Source organism: Candidatus Rubrimentiphilum sp. (assembly GCA_035710515.1).
Classification (GTDB): domain Bacteria; phylum Vulcanimicrobiota; class Vulcanimicrobiia; order Vulcanimicrobiales; family Vulcanimicrobiaceae; genus Rubrimentiphilum.
The window spans coordinates 22,931-42,116 of sequence record DASTDE010000004.1 but is presented as its reverse complement, the minus strand read 5'-3'; the positions used below and the strand labels follow the sequence as shown (position 1 = coordinate 42,116).

16 protein-coding genes are annotated in these 19,186 nt (G+C 60.5%); 12 read left to right on the top strand and 4 right to left on the bottom strand.

Translation table 11 applies throughout. From position 1 onward, the window contains the following. Positions 1-11: 11 nt before the first annotated feature. Together VFO29_09225 and VFO29_09220 are read left to right on the top strand one after the other, a co-directional pair. Positions 12-1,913 carry a helicase-related protein gene (locus tag VFO29_09225; protein ID HET9393681.1) on the top strand — a complete coding sequence of 634 codons (1,902 nt, stop codon included), beginning with the start codon at positions 12-14 and terminating at the stop codon, positions 1,911-1,913. Positions 1,914-1,970: 57 nt separating this feature from the next. Continuing rightward, complete coding sequence (locus tag VFO29_09220; protein ID HET9393680.1) at positions 1,971-4,535, top strand: zinc-dependent metalloprotease; 2,565 nt, start codon at positions 1,971-1,973, stop codon at positions 4,533-4,535. A gap of 50 nt (positions 4,536-4,585) precedes the next feature. On the opposite strand, the gene VFO29_09215 is transcribed toward VFO29_09220, so the two are convergent. The 3 genes from VFO29_09215 to VFO29_09205 all read right to left on the bottom strand — a co-directional run bounded on the left by VFO29_09215 (position 4,586) and on the right by VFO29_09205 (position 7,444). Further along, complete coding sequence (locus VFO29_09215; GenBank protein HET9393679.1) at positions 4,586-5,764, bottom strand: hypothetical protein; 1,179 nt, start codon at positions 5,762-5,764, stop codon at positions 4,586-4,588. Positions 5,765-5,838: 74 nt separating this feature from the next. Further along, on the bottom strand, positions 5,839-6,528 hold the full coding sequence (locus VFO29_09210; GenBank protein HET9393678.1) for a DUF4097 family beta strand repeat-containing protein: 690 nt from the start codon (positions 6,526-6,528) through the stop codon (positions 5,839-5,841). 82 nt (positions 6,529-6,610) lie between these two features. Further along, a complete protein-coding gene (locus tag VFO29_09205) occupies positions 6,611-7,444 on the bottom strand; it encodes a hypothetical protein (GenBank protein HET9393677.1) in 834 nt (277 codons plus the stop codon). 74 nt (positions 7,445-7,518) lie between these two features. On the opposite strand from VFO29_09205, the gene VFO29_09200 reads away from it, so the two are divergent. Genes VFO29_09200 through VFO29_09185 form a run of 4 tightly spaced genes read left to right on the top strand, consistent with a single transcriptional unit; the run spans position 7,519 to position 11,478 of the window. Then, a complete protein-coding gene (locus VFO29_09200; protein ID HET9393676.1) occupies positions 7,519-8,031 on the top strand; it encodes an adenine phosphoribosyltransferase in 513 nt (170 codons plus the stop codon). Then, positions 8,031-8,474: a hypothetical protein gene (locus VFO29_09195; GenBank protein ID HET9393675.1), complete on the top strand. Its 444-nt coding sequence runs from the start codon at positions 8,031-8,033 to the stop codon at positions 8,472-8,474. The genes VFO29_09200 and VFO29_09195 overlap by 1 nt, the downstream gene beginning before the upstream one ends. A gap of 54 nt (positions 8,475-8,528) precedes the next feature. Next, a complete protein-coding gene (locus VFO29_09190; protein HET9393674.1) occupies positions 8,529-10,697 on the top strand; it encodes a bifunctional (p)ppGpp synthetase/guanosine-3',5'-bis(diphosphate) 3'-pyrophosphohydrolase in 2,169 nt (722 codons plus the stop codon). A 46-nt stretch (positions 10,698-10,743) separates the two neighbouring features. Then, a complete protein-coding gene (locus tag VFO29_09185) occupies positions 10,744-11,478 on the top strand; it encodes a sulfite exporter TauE/SafE family protein (protein HET9393673.1) in 735 nt (244 codons plus the stop codon). Here VFO29_09185 and VFO29_09180 read toward each other — a convergent pair. Continuing rightward, positions 11,475-14,861, bottom strand: a complete 3,387-nt coding sequence (locus VFO29_09180) for an efflux RND transporter permease subunit (GenBank protein HET9393672.1) — start codon at positions 14,859-14,861, stop codon at positions 11,475-11,477. The two genes, VFO29_09185 and VFO29_09180, sit on opposite strands and share 4 nt — an antisense overlap. Before the next feature lie 102 nt (positions 14,862-14,963). On the opposite strand from VFO29_09180, the gene rpsF reads away from it, so the two are divergent. The 6 genes from rpsF to VFO29_09150 all read left to right on the top strand — a co-directional run bounded on the left by rpsF (position 14,964) and on the right by VFO29_09150 (position 19,186). Next, positions 14,964-15,329, top strand: a complete 366-nt coding sequence (gene rpsF / locus VFO29_09175; GenBank protein ID HET9393671.1) for a 30S ribosomal protein S6 — start codon at positions 14,964-14,966, stop codon at positions 15,327-15,329. A 74-nt stretch (positions 15,330-15,403) separates the two neighbouring features. Then, the gene (gene ssb, locus VFO29_09170) at positions 15,404-15,838 is read left to right on the top strand and encodes a single-stranded DNA-binding protein (GenBank protein HET9393670.1); all 435 of its coding nucleotides are present in this window, start codon (positions 15,404-15,406) and stop codon (positions 15,836-15,838) included. A gap of 195 nt (positions 15,839-16,033) precedes the next feature. Beyond that, positions 16,034-16,360: a VOC family protein gene (locus VFO29_09165; GenBank protein HET9393669.1), complete on the top strand. Its 327-nt coding sequence runs from the start codon at positions 16,034-16,036 to the stop codon at positions 16,358-16,360. Positions 16,361-16,603: 243 nt separating this feature from the next. Then, the gene (locus VFO29_09160; GenBank protein ID HET9393668.1) at positions 16,604-17,896 is read left to right on the top strand and encodes an alpha/beta hydrolase; all 1,293 of its coding nucleotides are present in this window, start codon (positions 16,604-16,606) and stop codon (positions 17,894-17,896) included. Then, entirely contained in the window at positions 17,893-18,714 is an 822-nt protein-coding gene (locus VFO29_09155; protein HET9393667.1) for an AraC family transcriptional regulator, read from the top strand. Before VFO29_09160 ends, VFO29_09155 begins: the two co-directional genes overlap by 4 nt. Beyond that, the gene (locus tag VFO29_09150; protein HET9393666.1) at positions 18,674-19,186 is read left to right on the top strand and encodes a hypothetical protein; all 513 of its coding nucleotides are present in this window, start codon (positions 18,674-18,676) and stop codon (positions 19,184-19,186) included. Before VFO29_09155 ends, VFO29_09150 begins: the two co-directional genes overlap by 41 nt.

Below are 19,186 nucleotides of genomic sequence, written 5' to 3'. Positions count from 1 at the left end.
GCCGCTCGGCAATGCCTCGCGGTCGTTCGATACCTCACGATGACAAAGCCGATGACCATGAAAGTATCGACGAGTTTGTCGAGCGTATGTTCGCGCAGCAAAAGAAGTTCTTGGAGCGCGATGCGTTCGCGGGAATCGGCGAGCGCGATACCTTTCCGACGAAGATCGTCGGCGTGTCGTTCGAAGGCCGCCAGGACGTCGCAGCCGGTCTGGTGCCTGGTTTGGAGCTGCACCTGGAGCGCCAGCCGCAGAATCCGGTCGACTCAAATGCGATTGCGGTTAAGTACGGCGCGCTTCAGATAGGCTTTCTTCGTAAGCAGATCGCCAAACATCTCGCTCCGCTCATGGATGCCGGCATGGCGTACGGCGTCCGCGTCGAGCACGTCACCGGCGGCCGGGATGGTAAGAACTACGGCGTCAACATCCGCGTTTCGCGCGAAGTACGAAGCGCAGTTGACGCGTTTGCGGTTCAAGCGCGCGCGCAAGCCGACCACGCGGCAATACGCCGCGCGCTGATCGGCGACGCCGAGCTGCACAAGGCGCAGCGCGACGTGCTCGCGCGTCTAGACGCGGGCAAGAATACGCTGGCAGTGATGGGCACGGGCCGTGGAAAGTCGTTTTGTTTTCAATATCCGGCCGCATATCGCGCGCTCGAGTCGGGCCAGAAGACGTTGGTGCTCTATCCGCTCCGCGCGCTGGCCAACGATCAATTCGAAGCGCTCAAACGCCGGCTGGACGATTTTGGGCTGCGGATATTACGCGCGAACGGCGCTATCGGCGTTGAAGAACGCGCAACGCTCATGGCGGCGTTAGAGCACGGGGAGTGGGACGTGATTCTGGCGACGCCCGAGTTCTTGCAGTTCCATCGTGAAGCGTTTGCGGGAAAGAGCGCGCCGTCGCTGCTGGTCGTGGACGAAGCGCACCATGCTTATGAATCGAACCATCGCGCCGCGTACGGGAAACTTTCGCAGACGATAGCGGCGCTGGGCGGACCGCAGATTTTGGGGCTGACGGCGACGGCGCGCGACGAAGCCTTCGCCCACGTAGTCAAGGAGCTGAAGATCGATGCGTGGGTGATCGATCCGTCGGTGCGCGAGAACCTTCGCGTGATCGACGCGCGCGGAACGAGGGATAAACTGGCTTATCTCCGCCGGACGTTCGCAGAAGACGGCAAGGCGATCGTGTACTGTAACTCGCGCAACGAGGTCTCGAAGGTGGCTGACGGCCTCCGTAAAGAGTACGGCAACGAGGTTATGTTCTATCATGCCGGCATGCCGTCGGCGGAACGTGCCGAGGTCGAAAACTACTTCCGGTCCGGGCAGCTGCGCATCGTCGTGGCGACGTCGGCTTTCGGCGAAGGCATCGACCTGCCCGACGTGCGCCACGTCGTGCTCTATCATTTGAACTTTTCATTTACCGAATTCAATCAGCAAGCCGGACGCGCGGGACGCGACGGCGCGGCCGCGCAGATTCACTTGCTGTTTGGCGAGAGCGACCGCCGCATCAACGAGTACATCATCGATCAAGAGGCGCCGACGCTCGGCGTGCTGCGCGAGCTCTACCGCGGCATCCGGACGCTGGCCTTCGGGGGCGTGGTCCGGCTTTCACAGAGTGATATTGCGAGCACGCTGGAGTTCGACAAGGTCAACGAACGCACGGTGGGCGTGGCTTTGCGCATCTTCGAAGATGAGGGGTTGATCGAGGCCGGGATCGACGACGGCGGTCGTTACGTCCGCTTTCTGCCGGCCGCCGGAAAGATCGACCTGACCCGCAACGAGCGGTTCGCCGAAGGCGAGGCCGAGCGGGACAACTTCGCCCGCTTTTGCGGCTTCGTGCTGAGTTCAAAGGCGGAGACGCTCGAGCGGATTATTAATCGTCCGATCTACCCGCAGGGCCAGCCGCTACTTCGCTGAAACAATTAGGTCTGGACGCGCGTACGGCGTTCGATCGCATCTCTTTCCGGAGGCTTCATGACCAGTCTTTTTCGCATTATACTCGGCGGTTTTTTTGTGTTGGCCCTGGCCGCTCCGGCCTCGGCGCAGAACAATCCGCCGCCCAGCGCGGCGAACCAGGCCGCCGCTATGCAAGCAGCCGCGGCAGCCGCTGCGCAGGCGGGCCAGCCCGCCCCTTACGACGTCTTCGTGCGCGGCGCAACGGTCCAGGACGGACTCATCCCAATCATTCACAAGGCCGGGCGCGTCTATCTGGCCATCAAACGCTCACAGCTGGGCGCCGATTTCATCCAAACGGCCGTCCCGTCGAGCGGGCTCGGCGGATTAGGCCCGGCGCAGGGTGAGCCCTATGTGGCGCCGGCGCGTTTACTCCGTTTTGAAAAAGTCGAAGACACCGTTGTCGTGCGCTGGCCGAATACGTATACGATTACGCGGCCGAACACTCCGGAAGCGACCGGCGTGCAGCAGTCTCTGCCGAGCTCGGTCATTGCGGTGGTGCCAATCGCAGCCGCCGACGACACGACGGTGGTCATTCCGGCGTCGTTCCTATTGGGCGACGTGGCGGATTTCGACTCCAGTCTCAATTTCGGACCGCCTAGTCCGGGCGCGTACCGGCTCGATGCCTCGCGCTCGTTCTTTTCGGTAACCAAGGCTTTCCCGGAAAACGACGTGCTGCGCGTCGACCAGACGTGGACGTCGGCCGCTCCGAACTTTTCGCGGATCGACAACGCGCCTGATGCGCGCAGCATCGAAGTGCTGATGACCTACAACTTCATTCAGGCTCCGAGCGACGGCTACGTGCCGCGCATTGCGGATCCGCGCATTGGCTACTTCACGCAGCCGCTGGTCAACTTCTCGACCGACCAGGTGACCACAGGGCGCACCGTGCATTACATTATGCGCTGGAACTTCGGTAAGCGCACGTCATCGGCTCCGATGCACGCGACCAATCCGCTGGTGATGTGGCTCAGCAACGACATCCCGTATCAGTATCGCACGACGGTGAGAAATGCGCTGCTGACGTGGAACAACGCTTTCAAGAAGATCGGTATCCTGGACGCGGTTCAGGTGCGTCAGCAGCCCAACGATCCGTCGTGGGATCCGGAAGACATCCGGCACAATATGCTTCGTTGGCTGAATACCACGTCGCCGGCGTTCGGCGCCGAGGCGCTGCTCGTTACCGATCCGCGCACGGGTGAAGAACTGAACATCGGTGTGAACTTCGATGCGGTCGAAGGTCTGGCCGGCCGCACGTATCGCTATATCGTCGCGCCTGCGCGCGGCATTCCCGATTCGGCAGCCGCCGAGAACCAATTCGTGCAAGACTTGATCGGTTCGGTCATCCTGCATGAATCCGGACACAACTTCGGCTTACAGCATAACTTCATCGGAACGATGGCCTACACGCCCAAGCAGATGCAGAGCAAGGCCTTTACATCGCGCTACGGCGTTTCCAACTCGGTCATGGAGTACAGCCCGGTCAATTTGTGGCCCAAAGGCACGCCGCAAGGTGATTACTTCCAAACAGCTCTCGGGCCGTACGATTACTACGCGATCCGTTACGGTTACGGATACATTCCGGGCGCAACGACGCCGAACGCCGAGCTCCCGACGCTGCGGCGTTGGGCATCGCTCTGGTCTAACCCGTGGTACCGCTTCGCCAGCGACGAGGATAACTCGCACCAAGGCGGCCACGCGATCGATCCGCGCGTCGTGACCTACGACCTGACAAACCACCCGCTGGAATGGTGTGACGTGCAGATGAAGACAATGCACAACGTCATGAACGCGGTCAGCCAGCGCTTTCCGGCGCCGGGACATTCGTTCGACGAGGCGCGTCAGGCGTTCACCGCACCGCTGACGACCTATCTGCGCTGCGCTTCGATGCCGGCGAACTGGATCGGCGGCGAGTATCTCTCGCGCGCGGCTAAGGGCGATCCGGGCGCGAACGCTCCGCTTACCCCGGTTTCACTCGCGGACGAGCACGCGGCTTGGACCAGACTTGCCGACGGCCTCTTCTCCGAAGCGGCGTGGCACTTCAATCCGAGCGTGCTCAATAAGCTCACGTACTCCGAGTATGGAGACTTTGTGGGCGCATCGTGGGCGTACAATCCGTCGCCGCGCCACGACGTCGCCGTGACGGCGATCATTAATGCCCAGCAGAACCAGGTACTGTCCGAGCTGTTTGCTCCGCTGACACTTCAGCGGATCGACGATCTGCAGACCAAGTACAGTCCTGGTGCGACGATGTCTCTCACGAATCTGTTCGATTGGTCGCGCCAAGGCATCTTCGGCGATTTAACCGGCGGCATTAACAGCGCCGGTCCGATTCGCCGCAATTTGCAGATAGCGTTTGCCAAACGTCTGGCGGATATGTGGGTCAATCCGGCCCCCGGAACGCCGGCTGACGCTCAAGCGCTGGCTCGCATGCAACTGCAGCAACTGCGGCAGTTGGTGGCGGCGGGATTGCAAAGAGGCGGACTGAGCGAACTGACGCGCGCGCATCTCGAAGCGCTCGGCGTCGTGGCTCAGCAGGCTTTGAATGCCCAGGCCATTATCGTCCCATCCGGCCTAATCCGCTAAACGAGCTCTGTCCAAAAGCCAGGGCCGGTCGGTAACGACCGGCCCTTTTCTTATGCCAGCGCGCGTGCTGCCGATGCGGCGCCGGTTTCTTGATAGAACCGGTTGTGCGTCTCGGTAACCCGCGGCGCCCACGGATCGATCTGCCGTTCGTTCACGGGGAAGTGCACGGTGGGGCCGGCGGCGTCCCGGTAATCCGCGCCGTCGAACGGTGCGAACGCCGAGCTCTCGCTATGCGCGACGACGAGCGCCCGAACTGCTCGCTGCGCGTTCCGGGCCACGCCGCGCAGCTGCGGATCCAGTCGCGCGTCGTTTGCGATCGCACCGTAAAGCGCAATGGCCGGGCGGTCCGCATGCCACGGCATGTCGGACGTCGCTTCATGGAAGCGCACCATGCCTTGCACCGAAGACGCATCCTCGCGCAGCGCCCGCATCGCGGCTGAGTCGCTCGCCCGCGCGCCGATTGCGTCGTTAAACGCTCTTACCGTTGTTTCAACGGCTTTGCGCTTGCGTGGATCCAGATCGAGCACGTCGAAAGCCGCGGCCGGTTTCCATTCGAACGCGCCCGTGCCGTAGGTTTGTCCCATCACCTCGCCGGCGATCGCCTTTCCCATGTTCTGCGGGTCGTCGAGATTTTTCTGGATGGCGTTGGCGACGCTGCTCGGCACGCCGGGCGACACCATCGTCTCCGGACTTGCGGCCAGCCACTTCACGCCCGCATGTGAAAGCGCGTCCGCGAATCCGAGTGACGCCATCAGACATTGGTTTGCAACGACGCCGTCGACGCCGCGCTGAGCGTCCTCAGGATGCGCTTGCGCGTGCATCTTGACGCCCGTTGCGATTGCGGCGGCGATCTGCGGCATCGGCATCAATTGTTTGAATGAGTCCGCTTCCAGGCCGCCGCCGTCGCCGGCACCGTGATCGACGAGCTCGATCCACGTCTGACCGGCGCCGGATTTCTGCGCGTTGTCGAGCGTACGCGCGACAAACCGCGCGAGATTCTCCGGAGAGGCCATATCGTCCGCGGCATCAACGCTGCCGCTGACGATCTCGCGGCCGTCCTGGATCGTCGAACGAACGGTTGTGGCGCTGCCGAATTGCTCCCGGGTGTCCTCTACCGTGAATTGGATTGCGGAATTTGCCGCACTCACGTTGCGAGCCTGACGGATCGCTGCTTCCTGCGACACGTCCAGATTATTGTCCCCGTCGCGATAAATGCCGAACTCGAGCATAAAACCTCCCACAGATCTGTGAGAGGCTATCCCGACGAGGGCGCTATTTAGAAAGGGCTACCGATCCGGAACGGTTACTTCGGAAGCACGTCGATCGCGCCGCTGATGGTTTTTAGAGTCATGGAGGCAGCGCCCTTACCGAGCTGGCCGGTGGCGGCATTGCCCACCGATCCTTGGTGCGTGTCGGATGGGAAGAAGAGGTTTACGTCGCCGCTGATCGTGCTGGCGTCCACTCGCGCGTCGCTGTTGCGCGCGATCCGAACGGTCATGTGTCCGCTGATCGCGCTCATATGAATGTTGCGCGTCCCCGCCACACGCCCGAGCGACGCGTCGAGCGCGCCGCTGATTTCCGAAACGTCCAAGTTTCCGTCCAATCCCTTCAATGTTGTGGGACCGCTAACGTTCGAAACCGAGATTGATGCGGTTGCCGGAACGTGGATCGTGTAATCAACTTGCGCGCCGTTGTGTCCGAAGAAAAAGCCGCCTCCGCTGTCGTAGGTTGTCTTGACGAAAACCGTCGAACCGTTCTGCCCGATGCTGACATGCGTGCGATCGAGCGCACCTTGATCCGAACCATACTCGAGCGCGCTGACGTCGACGCCGGAGTGGTTCCAGCCGTCAATCACGATCGAGCCGGAAACGTTTTCCACGTTGACGTACCTCACGCCGGCGGCGGGAAGCGCGTGGTGAATCCGCGCCTCGACGTTGTGTCCGCCAAAGCTCGATACGCCGACGCAGCCCGCAAGCGAAATTACCGCAAGCAAAAGAAAAGATTTCGCTGTCATAAACCCCCCGTACGCCATAGCTAATTTAACCGCCTAGGCCCCGGCTTGTTTCACCGTCCTGCTAGCCGGAGGGGCAATCCTTGAGCACGGTGGTGCCATCGGGCCTCGTGTGGGCGATGACGTATTGCACTACTGGTGACGAGACGCTCTGGCCGGCCGGCGGAAATTGGAAGGTAGCCGGAATGTTCTTGTTTGCCGGCACGAACGGATCGACCAGCGACGACGCATAGTAAAACGGATAATCGAGGTCCGTGCTCTGGCTCGAACCGTCGGGGAAATGCACGACCAGGGAGATGTGCTCCCACCTGCGGCCGGAGCTATCTATCGTGGGCGTATCGTAAGGAATGAAATCCACATAGCCGCACGGCTCATGCGCGGCGGGCGCGCCGCCGGTTCCGGTGCCGATGCCGCTCTGGCCGGTCCCCGTGCCGCCGGTCCCGATGCCGCCGATGCTGGCTTTGGCGGTCTTGCTCGACCCTGCCCCGTGGCCGCCGGTCGGCACGTGTATGCGGGCTGGTGCGCTATGGTAGTGAGTCTTCACGAGCGGGCGGGCCGAAGCCACGCGCCGGATGTGCTGGTTCTCCGACGGCTTGCCCGGATTAACGATGGTGGGCTGGACGTTAGTCGGCGCGATCACGTGGACGTGGACGATCGGCCTGGGCGTCGGCTTGTGCTGAATGATCGTGAGCTTCGCAATGGTGAGGGTCTCGGGCTGCTCGGGCGGGATCGTGGTGGTGCGCCAGGGCACCAGCCCGGCCAGAATCTCGTGGATAGCCAGGGCCGCCGCCACGGCGATGACCATCCGCCGGCGGAACCCGATCTCCAAAATTGAGGAGAGCCAGCTGCTCTGCCCGGACGAGTCCCGCGCATGCTTGCCCTCGGTTGCGAGATTCATGAATATTCCGTCTTAGATCATCCCCACGAACAACGGAAAGGCCGCATGGCCTGGTTCGCGGAAAGCGGTGCGCCGTGGACGTTCAAACCTACATACGCGCCATTCCCGATTTCCCGCTGCCGGGTATCCTGTTCCGTGACATTACCCCACTCCTGAAGGACAAGCAAGCCTTTAAGGCAGCGATCGATCTCTTCGTGGATAAGTACAAGCAGGCGAAAATCGATCATGTCGTGGGAATCGAGGCGCGCGGCTATATGCTGGGAGCACCGCTGGCCTACGCCATCGGCGCCGGATTCGTACCGGTGCGCAAGCCCGGAAAACTGCCGTTCAGCAAGCTCAGCGAGTCGTACGCGCTGGAGTACGGCACGAACTCGCTCGAAATCCACGCCGACGCGCTCGGCGACGGCGACCGCGTCTTGGTGGTCGACGATCTGCTGGCCACGGGCGGAACCGCCGCGGCAACGCGTCGCCTGCTCGAACGTCTCGGCGCCAAGATCGCCGGGTTTGCGTTCCTGATCGAACTCGAAGCGCTCAAAGGGCGAGACGCTTTGCCGGGCGCCGACGTTACAACATTCATCAAGTACTGATGAGACGAACCCTATTGTTTCTCGCGTTGGCCGCCGGCGTGGCACTGTTCCCCGCGTCGCTGACGCACGCCCAAGAAGCCACCGGTTCGCCGCCGCCGGCAGTTGAAAACTCCCCGCCGCCGATCCCGCCTCCCAAGCCGGCGCCCGACGATCCGAAGATGCACAAACTCGCGGTCCGTCAATTCTTGGCGTTCCAAGGCGGAGTCGTCGATCGCAAACAGTATTCCGACGACGTCAACGCGCAGCTGAACGACGAACTGCTCGACGGTTCGGAAAAGGCGCTCGCCGCGCTCGGCGCGCTGCAAACCGTGAATTTCCGGGGCATCAGCCGCACGCGAAACGTCAACGTGTACGTCTACCGGATGACCTGCGAGCACGGCAGCATCGACATGGAGTTCGCTCTCCAGCCCGACGGGAAAATCGCCGTACTCCTCTTCGTCTAGGCGGGCCCTTTTTGCAAGCGGGCGGGGGCCTGTGGCATTATAGACGTTAACCCCATGACGTTCGCCGAGCTTGTCTGCCGAGTCAAGTCGTACGACGCCTCCCTGGACGAGGCGTGGCTGCAGCGCGTCTACGACACGGCCGTAAAGGCCCATGAGGGCCAGCGGCGAGCTTCGGGCGAGTCCTACGTCGAGCACCCCCTGGCCGTGGCCGGAATCCTGGCCGAACTCGAAATGGACCGGCAGACGATCGCGGCCGCTTTGCTGCACGACGTCGTCGAAGACACCAGCCTCACGACCGAGCAGGTCGCCGCGGATTTCGGCAAAGAGATCGCGAGCCTGGTAGACGGCGTCACCAAACTGACGCGCATTCCGTATCAATCGAAGGAAGAAGCGCAAGTCGAAAACCTGCGCAAGATGTTCATGGCGATGGCTAAGGACATTCGCGTGATCATCATCAAACTTGCCGACCGTCTGCACAACATGCGAACGCTCGGGAGTCTGCCGCCGCCGAAGCAACTGGCGATTGCGCGCGAGACGCTCGACATCTACACCCCGATCGCGCACCGTTTGGGCATTTGGAAGATCAAGTGGGACATGGAGGACTTGTGTCTCCGCTACATCGATCCCGAACGGTATCGCGAAATCGTGGAACGCGTCGCCAAGACGCGAAACGAGCGCGAGGGCGTCGTGACGTCTGTCATAGAGCGCTTGGGTGAAGAGTTCAAACTGCTCGGTGTGAACGCCAAGATCGAAGGCCGCCCCAAACACTTTTATTCGATCTACACCAAAATGAAGAAGGGGCGCGACTTTTCGACGATCTACGATTTGACGGCGATTCGCATCATCGTGGATTCGGTGAAGGATTGCTATGCGGCGCTGGGCGCGGTGCACGCGCTCTGGACTCCGCTGCCCGGCCGGTTCAAAGACTACATCGCGATGCCCAAGCCGAACATGTATCAGTCGCTGCACACGACGGTGGTCGGCCCCGAAGGCGAAGCGCTCGAGATTCAAATCCGCACTTTGGAGATGCACCGCACCAGCGAATACGGCATCGCGGCGCACTGGCGTTACAAAGAGGGCGGCAAAGCCGATCAGTTCGAGAACAAACTCTCCTGGCTGCGCGCGCTGCTCGAGTGGCAGAAAGACATGCGCGACTCGCGCGTCTTCATGGAAAACCTGAAGCTCGATCTGTTCGACTCACAGGTCTTCGTGTTCTCACCGCGCGGCGACGTCTTCAGTATGCCGGCGGGCGGCACGCCGCTCGACTTTGCGTACGTCGTTCACACCGACGTCGGAAACCACTGCGTCGGCGCGCGCGTCAACGGCCGGATCGTTCCACTGGACTCCTCGCTACAGAACGGCGACATCTGCGAGATTCTCGTCAACAAGTCGAGCGGCCGTCCGTCACTCGACTGGCTCTCGGTCGTCAAGATGAGCAGCGCCAAGCACAAGATCAAACAGTGGTTCCGCAAGGAGCGCCGCGAGGAGAACGTGCTTGCCGGGCAAGAGGCGATCGAGAAAGAGCTGGCGCGCCGGCATATGGGTTTCGAAGTGCTGCGCGGCGACTTGATCGAACGCATCGCGCGCCGGATGAACTACACCGCACCGAGCGATCTCTTCGCCGCGATCGGATTCGGCGACGCCTCCGCGGTCTCGGTGATCAATCGCATCAAGGAAGAACTCAAGTCCTCGAACGTCGTCAAATTCGACACCATCGCGCGACCGGAGTCGGTTTCGCGGCGCACTGCGCGCACGAGCAGCGGCATTCGCATTGCCGGAGTCGACGACGTGCTGGTCCGTCTGTCGAAATGCTGCAGCCCCGTGCCCGGCGATCCAATCGTCGGATACGTGACGATCGGCAAGGGCGTCTCCGTGCACCGTGCGGACTGCCCGAATGTCGCGTACATGACCGCGACGCCGGAACGGATGCTCGAAGCGAGTTGGGCGGCTAAGACCGAGATCGCGCACGCAGTGGATATTGAAGTTGAAGCGCTCGACCGTCCGGCGCTCCTGCAAGATATCATGGCTGTTTTCGCCGGGCTGAAGACCGTGGTGAGTTCCGTCACGGCGCGTGTCAAACGCGATCGCCATGCAGTCGTCAGCCTTACCGTGCAGATCCACGATCTCGACCATCTGCACAAAATCTTGCGCAAACTCGAGACGCTCAAAGACATCCGCCGCGTCTATCGCGTCACCAAACGCGAAGCGAAAGCATCATCGTAGTTTCTTGTCATCCTGAGGTATCGAAGGACCCCGAGGTAACGAGGGGTTGACTCCCTGGTTACTAGTCGCCATTGCCGCGCTGCTTGGCGGTGCGATCAATAGCGTTGCGGGCGGCGGCAGTTTCCTTACGTTTCCCGCGCTGATTCTGGCCGGCGTCCCGGCGATTCCGGCGAACGCAACCAACAATACGGCGATGTGGCTCGGCGTCGTCGCCTCCGCTCGCGGCTATCGCGAAGAGGTTCGCGAGCACCGCCATCTACTGGTCGCCGCGTGCATCGTGAGTTTGGTCGGCGCCGTCATCGGCGCAGTGCTATTGCTGCACACTCCGCCGAAGGTCTTCGTCCGGATGATTCCCTGGCTGCTGCTTTTTGCAACGGCGGTCTTCGCGATTAGCCCATTTGTAACGAAGGAGCGCAAAACGGCGCAACCGCACACGCCGCTCCAACTCGTCGTGCAGTTTTTCATTGCAATTTATGGAGGCTACTTCGGAGCCGGCATGGGCATTTTGATGCTCGCCGTGCTCTCGTTTTCCGGCCTGCCGAATATGAATGCCGCCAATGGCCTGAAGAACGTTCTTTCAATCGTCATTAACGGAACGGCGGTTATACCGTTCGTGATTGCCGGCATCATCGTGTGGAAGATCGCGCTGCTCATGGCGGTCTTCACGATGATCGGCGGTTACGCCGGCTCGCGCTTCTTTCGCCGCGTGCCCTCGGCAATTACGCGCGTCGTCGTGCTCTGCATCGGCGTCGCGATGAGCGCTTACTTTTTCGTGCGCTAGCTCGCAGGGACGCCGGACGGCGCCGGAGTCTCGCCCACGTGCGCGCGCCCGTCGCCTTCGACGCGGCGCTGCTTGAAGCGCGGCTCGACTTTGGTGACCACCCACAAGTAGAGCGTCGGGATCACAATGAGCGACAGTATGGTCGAGCAGAGCAATCCGCCGATGACGACTGTGCCAAGCGGCGCTTGCGTCTGACTGCCGGCTTCGATGCCGGACGCGATCGGCAGCATGCCGCCGATGGTTGCCAGCGTCGTCATGAGAATCGGCCGCAGCCGCATCGGCGCGGCTTGCAGCACGGCGGTTCGCGGAGCAAGTCCGCGGCGGCGCAGTTGATTGGTAAACTCCACGACCAAGATCGCGTTTTTCACAACGATGCCCACGAGCATGAGCACTCCGATGAACGCGGTCAGTCCGAAGGCGCGCTGCGTAATAACCAGCGCGAGCACGACGCCGAAGATCGAAAGCGGGACCGCCGTCATGATGACGAGCGGGTGCAGCAGCGATTCGAACTGCGAAGCGAGCAGCATATATATAAGAAGAATTGCCAGCAGCACGATGAGCCCCAGGCTGCTGAACGTCTGGCTCTGTTGCTGTTGCGACTGTCCGAACTGCCAATAGTACCCGGCCGGCAGCGCGATGGAGTTCATGATGTCTTGCGCCTGTTGAACAACCGAGCCGAGCGGAGCGCCGGAGACCGACGCCGTCACGTCGATCTCGCGTTGCTTGTTCTGCCGCGTGATCTGCGAGGGTCCGGTGCCGACGGCAATGGTGGCAACGTCGCCCAGCGGAACCGTCGGCAGCGCGTATTGCTGGCTGAAGTTTGTCGTGGAATTGGAAAGCAGACTGCCCGCGCCGCCGATGGTGCCGCCCGCTATTTGCGCGCCGCCCGCGCCCGGCGCGGGCACTTGGAGGCTGGTGATCGATTGAAGGCTGCGCCGCTGGTCGGGCCGCAGCTGCACGACGATCGGATACTGCGTGCCGTTCGTCTGCAAGTACGACGCGATGCTGCCGCTCGTGCCCGTGTCGATCGTCTGCGTGATCGTCTGCGTCGAAAGACCGAGCGCTGCGGCTCGGATGCGGTCAACGTTGATGTTCAGCAGCGGTTGCGACGGCGTGATTCCCGTATCGGGGCGTGTAACGCCCGGCACTTGCGCGAGTTGCGGAATTACCTTGGTCTGCGCGATGTTGTAGAGCTGCGTGACGTCCGGACCATAGATCTGGATGTCCAGACTGTCTTGTCCGCGCGCGATGATGTTTTGCACGATGTCTTGCGTGCGCCCAAAAGCTTGCAGTCCCGGAATCGGCCTGCCGAACATCGCGCGGTACTTCGCGAACTGCGGATTGTTCGGACGCGCGGAGCCACCGCCGCCCGCGCCACCACCGCCCGCACCGCCGCCGCGGCCTCCGCGCCCGCCGAACGTTCCGTTCAAAGCGCCTTGCCATTGCTGCACGAATTGGCCGGCAACGGCGCTGCTCGTTCCGGGCTGAAGCGCGATCGAAATGTTGGCGGAATTGCTGTTGCTGCCGCCGCCTCCGAAACCGCCTCCGCCGCCGCCGACTTGGACCGCGAGCGCTTGGATGCGCGGGTCTTTTTGCATCCGAGTCTCGACCTCTTTGGCGACGGCGTTGGTGACGTTGAGCGCGGTGCCGTTGGGCATGCGCAAGCTGAAGCGTACGAAGGGCGAGTTTGACGCCGGGAAGAGTTCTGTCGCAACTGCACCCAGACGTAGCGCGATCAGCGTGACGAGCAAGATCGCGCCGGCCGCACCCATTACGAGGCCGGGGTGATCCACCGACCAGGAAAGCCTGGCGCGGTACCACTCGGCGAAACGCTCGTAGCCGGCGTCAAATTTTTGCGTGAAACGCGCATACCACCCTTGGCGGTGCCCGTTCGTATGCGGTTTTTCGTCGTGCAGCAGAAGCGTCGAAAGCATCGGGACCGTCGTCAGCGCAACCAGCAGCGAGATCGCAACCGCGGTCATTACCATCAGCGCGAACGGCATGAAGAGCAGTCCCTGCAATCCCGGAATGAGCAGCAGCGGGACAAACACCGTAATGACCGTCACCGATGATGCTAAAACCGCGGAGAAGATTTCGGTAACCGCGCTCTCAGCGGCTTCCTTTACATGTTGTCCGCGCGCCATGTGCCGGTAGATGTTTTCGATGACGACGATCGCGTCGTCCACAATGAGCCCGACGGCCAGTGCCAAACCTCCCAGCGTCATCGTGTTGAGCGTGAACCCGAACATGTAGGCGGCGAACAGCGTGCCCATCACGGAGATCGGCAGCGAAATCGCCACGATCACGGTCGAGCGCCACGAGTGTAAGAAGAGCAGAATAATCAAGACCGCGAGGATCGCGCCATAGAGGGCGGTGTGCTCGAGCGCCGTGACGGCCTGCGTGATGAAGCCCTTTTGGTCAAAAACGACGGCGAACTGCATGCCGGGGTAGCGCGCCTTGATCTGATCGATCTTGGCATAGATGCCTTGCGCGGCTTGCACGACGTTGGCATTTGGCTGCGCCGTCACCGATACGCCGAGCGCCTCCGCGCCGTTGACGCGTTGGAAGAGCCGCTGTTCCTCGATTGAGTCGCTGACGGTGGCGACGTCGCGCAAAAATATCGGAGCGCCATTTTTGGTCGCGACGACGATGTTCGCAATCTGCGAAGCGTTGGTGAAGAGCGCGTTCGTCTGAACCTGGTACTCGTTCTTGGCGATCTGCACCAGACCGGCTGGAAGGTTTACGTTTTCCTGGTTGATGCGATTGACGATCGTGCTCATCGTCAGATTGTAGCCGGCTAATTTGTTGAGATCGGGCTGCACCATGATGGCGCGCGTCTGATCGTTGCTGATGCCGACTGATGCTACTCCGGATACTGCGGAGAATTCATCCGAGAGCGTGTTGACCCACAGGTCCCCCAGGTCGCGCATCGACATGTTCGGGTCGGTCACGAACATACGCACGACCGGCAGCGAATTCGGATTAAACTTGGTGATCGTCGGCTGGGAAAGATTGGGATCGTTCGGCAGCTGGCTGAACGCGCGCGAGACTTGCTGCTGGACGTCGACCGCGGCGGTGTCGATGTTGACGCCGTAATAAAACTGCGCGGTAATGTTGCTGCTGCCTTCGGACGAAGTCGAATTGATCTGCTGGATGCCCGCAACGCGGCTGACGGCGTTTTCGAGCGGCCGCGTGATCAGCGTTTCCATCTGCTGCGGCGCGACGTTGGTGTAGCTGACGCTTACATTGATGACCGGGGGCGAGAAGCTGGGCAGCAGATCGATGGGCAGGCGCGGGAAGGCGAATATTCCCAGCACCACGATCGCGCAGGCGATCATGGCCACCGTTACGCGGCGATTTACGGCGAAATGGGCGATCGGCATCGGCTAGGGCGGTGTTCCCATCCTACCTGTGAATTTGCCAGATGGCGGTGAGAAGCCGCTGAGAGGCCCTCCGGCCCCCCTCGGGGAACACCGCGACCCGCCATGGCAAACGAATACGAAGTAACCTATCTATTGCGCCCCAGCCTCGAGGAGGCCGAAGCCGACCAGCGCGCTGAGGCAATCGCCAAGTCGCTCAAGTCTAATGGCGGCGAAGTCGTCAACGTCGAGAAGCTCGGGAAAAAGCGCCTCGCCTATGAGATGAACGATGTCCGCGAAGGCATCTACGTGGTCATGCGCTTCCGTAGCGAGGCCGAGGCCGCCAAGGAACTTGAGCGCCAACTCGGGTTGAACGAGGACGTCCTGCGGGCACTGCTGATCCGGCTCGACAAACAAGCGCTCGAGGCGGAGAAAGTGGCTGCGATGGCACCCCCCGTCCCGCCACCGGCAACGGTCCCGCCTTCGGAATAGAGTGCCAGACTGGTGGCAGTCTCCGGCACTATGCTGGCGGCAGCAACTGCATCTAAAGGAACAGGTAAGGCATCATGGCGGCAAGTTATAACAGAGTGATTTTGGTCGGGACGCTCGTGCGCGACCCGGAGATCCGGTACATCGGCTCCGGCGCCGGCGTCGTGAAGTTTCGCATCGCGGTCAATCCCAATAAGCGCGACCCCAAACCCGAAGACACGCTCTTCGTGGACATCGTCGCTTGGGAGAAACTGGCTGAGACCTGCAACACCTATTTAAAGAAGGGCATGTCGTGCCTGGTCGAGGGCCGGCTTTCGATTCGGCAATACGAAGATAAAGAAGGCAACAAACGCCAGGCCACCGAGGTCGTCATCAACGCGATGCAGATGCTCGGCTCGCCACGCGATCGTCAGCAGCAGCAAGAATCGAGCGAAGGCTTTGGCAACGGCACACCGGTTGCGGCCGGCGCAGCTCCGCTAGGCGACGCGCTCGACGAAGAGATTCCGTTCTAGCCGTTCTAGCGTTCTAATGATGGCTCCCAGTATCTGGCCGAAAACAGGTAGATATTAGGAAACTGCCTCGTTATTGTGAAATGCGGCGCCCGTACTCGTAGCACGGCCTAAAAACCTCGCGGTAATCGCGTTCTTTGCGCTGGGAAAGCCCGCCTTGAAAACCGTTGGTTCCGATGACCAAAAAGAGGTCAAACAATGAAATCGACAAGTGACGTCATGCTTCGTGCCAAAGATCTCCAAGAAGCGAAGAACTACTACAACGGCGTCCTCGGCTTTCCGATCACATCGGAATCGGAACGGGTGATCGGCTTCGATACCGGCAGCTTCATCTTGTACTTCGAGCCGGGGGAAGAGAATGGATCGGTTTTCGAGTTTGAGGTCGACGATCTGGAAGAGGCAAAGAGGAACCTGATCGAACAGGGATGTGCGCTTGTCGAGGAAGATCCTGACCTACCGCGTTGCTATCTGCGCGATCCATTCGGCCTCATTTTCAACCTCACGAAGAGCTATGGCGGCCGGTAAACCGCATCTTACAAAGCGAAAAAATGAGATACTGTGAAATGCAGGCAAAAACGGCGAGATATTGTGAAATTCGGCCAAATCGTGAGACAACGCCGTTCTAGCGTTCTAGCGTTCTAGCGTTCTGACGTTTTAGCCGTTTTAGCTCCTTGAGCATCGCCGCGCCGTGACAGTGACCACGTTTCACCGCGCTCGGATGCAATCTCCATACAAGCCTAATGGCCGTTTATGTGAGAAACTGCGAAGATGTTTAAGGTACTTACTCTTTACTTCGTCCTTGGCGCGGCCAACGTTCTCCAAGGATTGTCACCTCTCGCCGGCCACTGGGAAGGGACGATGCTGCGCGGCTCGTCGCAGCTCAACGTAAGCATAGACCTCGACGCAAAGCTCAACCGCGGGACGTTCTCGGCTACAGACCTAGGCGCGCTCGATATACCGCTCTCAAACTTGCAACTAGGCCCTGCATTGCATTGGGAACTTGTCGGCGACACTACGACAACACTCTTTGATGCATCGGCGAGCGGAAACGTGATCCGTGGCACGTTTCATGAAAATAGCAGTTACGGAACATTCAAACTGCACCGCGTTTCGCAGTCAGTTGCCAAACCTTATGCGGTCGAGCAAACCTCGTTCGAAAGCGGCGGAGTGCGTCTGGCTGGTAGCATTTACGTGCCTCAGTCGGCAGGCAAGCATCCGGCAATCGTTTTCGTGCACGGCTCCGGCGCCGAAGGCCGGTGGGCTACGGCGTATTTAGCCGACTACGTAGCGCGCCACGGCATCATTGCATTGAGTTACGATAAGCGTGGCGTCGGAACATCAACCGGTGACTGGCGCCGAGCATCGCTGCAAGACTTGGCTGGCGACGCGCGTGCGGCCGTCCACACGCTCTGGCTGCGCTCCGACGTGGACCGGACGCGCGTCGGGCTTTACGGACACAGTCAAGGTGCCGAGATCGCACCGGCCATCGCTTTCCGCAATCCCGAAGTTACATGGCTGGCGGCTGCGGATGGGCCGGTTGGTCCGCAGTATAACCAAGATCTCTTCCGGGTCGACACCTATTTGCGCCAGCACTACTCAGGGCAGGAGCTCATCTCGGCGGAAAGGGTCTATGCTGAATTCGTCGATACAGCGCGCAACGGCACCTCGCACGACCAGTTGCGCATGGACATCAAAGAGTACGCAGGCTCACTATGGTTGAGCGACCTTGCGATTCCGGACGATAACAATTGGATTTGGGACTGGTACCGCAAGGTTGGAAACTACGACAACTCACAAGCGTGGGAAGCGGTCCGCGTCCCGGTGCTGATACTGTTTGGAGCCGACGATGCACTCGTTCCGGTGCAGCAAAGCATCGCCAAGACGCTTCGGCTGTTGAAACGCGGCGGGAATCAAAGAGTCTGGGTACGGACGTTTCCTGGAGCGGATCATACCTTGCGCATTCCGCCCGCAACCGCCGACGGATGGCCGCACAACGCGCCCGGCTTCCTGGATATGCTAATAACGTTCGCTGCGAACCGGAACTTGAACCCGCGGACATGACGATCGCACTAAAAGCCGGCGCATTTTTTGGGCAGACTGTGAGCGCGCGAATTGCTGATGCCGTGCTGTCTGAAGTCCGCCACGACTTGGGCAAGACGGTTCCGGCTCATACGCACGAATACGCCTATTTTAGCCTGCTTATTGAAGGATCGTACCGCGAAACTTCCGGCGGCGATACGATCGCGTACGATCCTTTCACCGTGGTTTTTCATGCGCCGCTGATGGAACATACCGATACAATCGGCCCGGCCGGCGGGCGGTTTTTTATGGTCGAATTGTTGCCCCGATGGACCGAGATGATTGCGGCCGCCGGCGGTTTACCAGAACATTTTGTGGAGCTAGCCGGCGGTGATCCGGCCTGGCTGATGTCCCGGCTCTACCAAGAATTCCTGACGCGTGATGCGACCACCGAGTTGTCAATTGAATCGCTACTCTATGAACTCTGTGCTTTCGCGGGACACATGCCGGCAACGCCTGCTCATGAGCCGCCTTGGATGGCGGATGTGGACCGGAATCTGCAGCGAAATTTTACGGACGCTATTTCAGTGCGCGCTCTCGCCGAAGCAGCCCGCGTGCACCCGTCGCACCTCTGCCGCGCGTTTCACCGCTTTCGCGGACGTTCGATTGGAGACTACGTCGTAGGGCTCCGTATGCAGCTGGCATGCAGGCGGGTCGTCGAGACGGAGTGGCCTCTTGCGGACGTCGCCGCTGAAGCCGGATTCACCGACCAAAGCCACATGTCGAGGATCTTCAAACGGCTAGTTGGGCAAGCTCCGGGTGAATATCGCCGTCGGATCCGAAAAAAGTTCGAAGATTGACGATCGGCCTTTTCTTGTTTTGAGATACTGTGAAATGCAGGCGAAAACGGGAGATATTGTGATATTCGGCCAAATCGTGAGACTGCGCCGTTCTAGCACCCAACGCTTGGAGGAACACATGAAACATCAAATATTTGCTCTATTTGCCATCGTTGCTCTCGGTGTATCTCTCGTCGCCAAGCCACTCAGCGCCCGCGGTGACGTTATTGACTTCCTAGCCATTGAAAACGAGAGCAAGACCGACGTCAGCTACAGCATCATCAAGAAACCCGGCGTTTTTAATACCGGCGGATGCCTATCTCCGGGAGCCCGCACGCGTGATTTTCATATTGTCGGAATTCAGGAAGTAAAGATCACGCTCAAAAGCAACGTTAAGCGTTGCACCGGCACCGATTGGCAGAATCACACGATCAAGTATAAAGCACCCGACATGACGATCAGGATTGACGAAAACAGCAAGATCCACACCTAA

Bases quoted from the DNA above. Each gene is read 5' to 3' on its own strand.
- VFO29_09225 (HET9393681.1), top strand. From the start codon at position 12: ATGCCTCGCGGTCGTTCGATACCTCACGATGACAAAGCCGATGACCAT.
- VFO29_09220 (HET9393680.1), top strand. From the start codon at position 1,971: ATGACCAGTCTTTTTCGCATTATACTCGGCGGTTTTTTTGTGTTGGCC.
- VFO29_09215 (HET9393679.1), bottom strand. From the start codon at position 5,764: ATGCTCGAGTTCGGCATTTATCGCGACGGGGACAATAATCTGGACGTG.
- VFO29_09205 (HET9393677.1), bottom strand. From the start codon at position 7,444: ATGAATCTCGCAACCGAGGGCAAGCATGCGCGGGACTCGTCCGGGCAG.
- VFO29_09195 (HET9393675.1), top strand. From the start codon at position 8,031: ATGAGACGAACCCTATTGTTTCTCGCGTTGGCCGCCGGCGTGGCACTG.
- VFO29_09190 (HET9393674.1), top strand. From the start codon at position 8,529: ATGACGTTCGCCGAGCTTGTCTGCCGAGTCAAGTCGTACGACGCCTCC.
- VFO29_09180 (HET9393672.1), bottom strand. From the start codon at position 14,861: ATGCCGATCGCCCATTTCGCCGTAAATCGCCGCGTAACGGTGGCCATG.
- rpsF (HET9393671.1), top strand. From the start codon at position 14,964: ATGGCAAACGAATACGAAGTAACCTATCTATTGCGCCCCAGCCTCGAG.
- ssb (HET9393670.1), top strand. From the start codon at position 15,404: ATGGCGGCAAGTTATAACAGAGTGATTTTGGTCGGGACGCTCGTGCGC.
- VFO29_09165 (HET9393669.1), top strand. From the start codon at position 16,034: ATGAAATCGACAAGTGACGTCATGCTTCGTGCCAAAGATCTCCAAGAA.
- VFO29_09160 (HET9393668.1), top strand. From the start codon at position 16,604: ATGTTTAAGGTACTTACTCTTTACTTCGTCCTTGGCGCGGCCAACGTT.
- VFO29_09155 (HET9393667.1), top strand. From the start codon at position 17,893: ATGACGATCGCACTAAAAGCCGGCGCATTTTTTGGGCAGACTGTGAGC.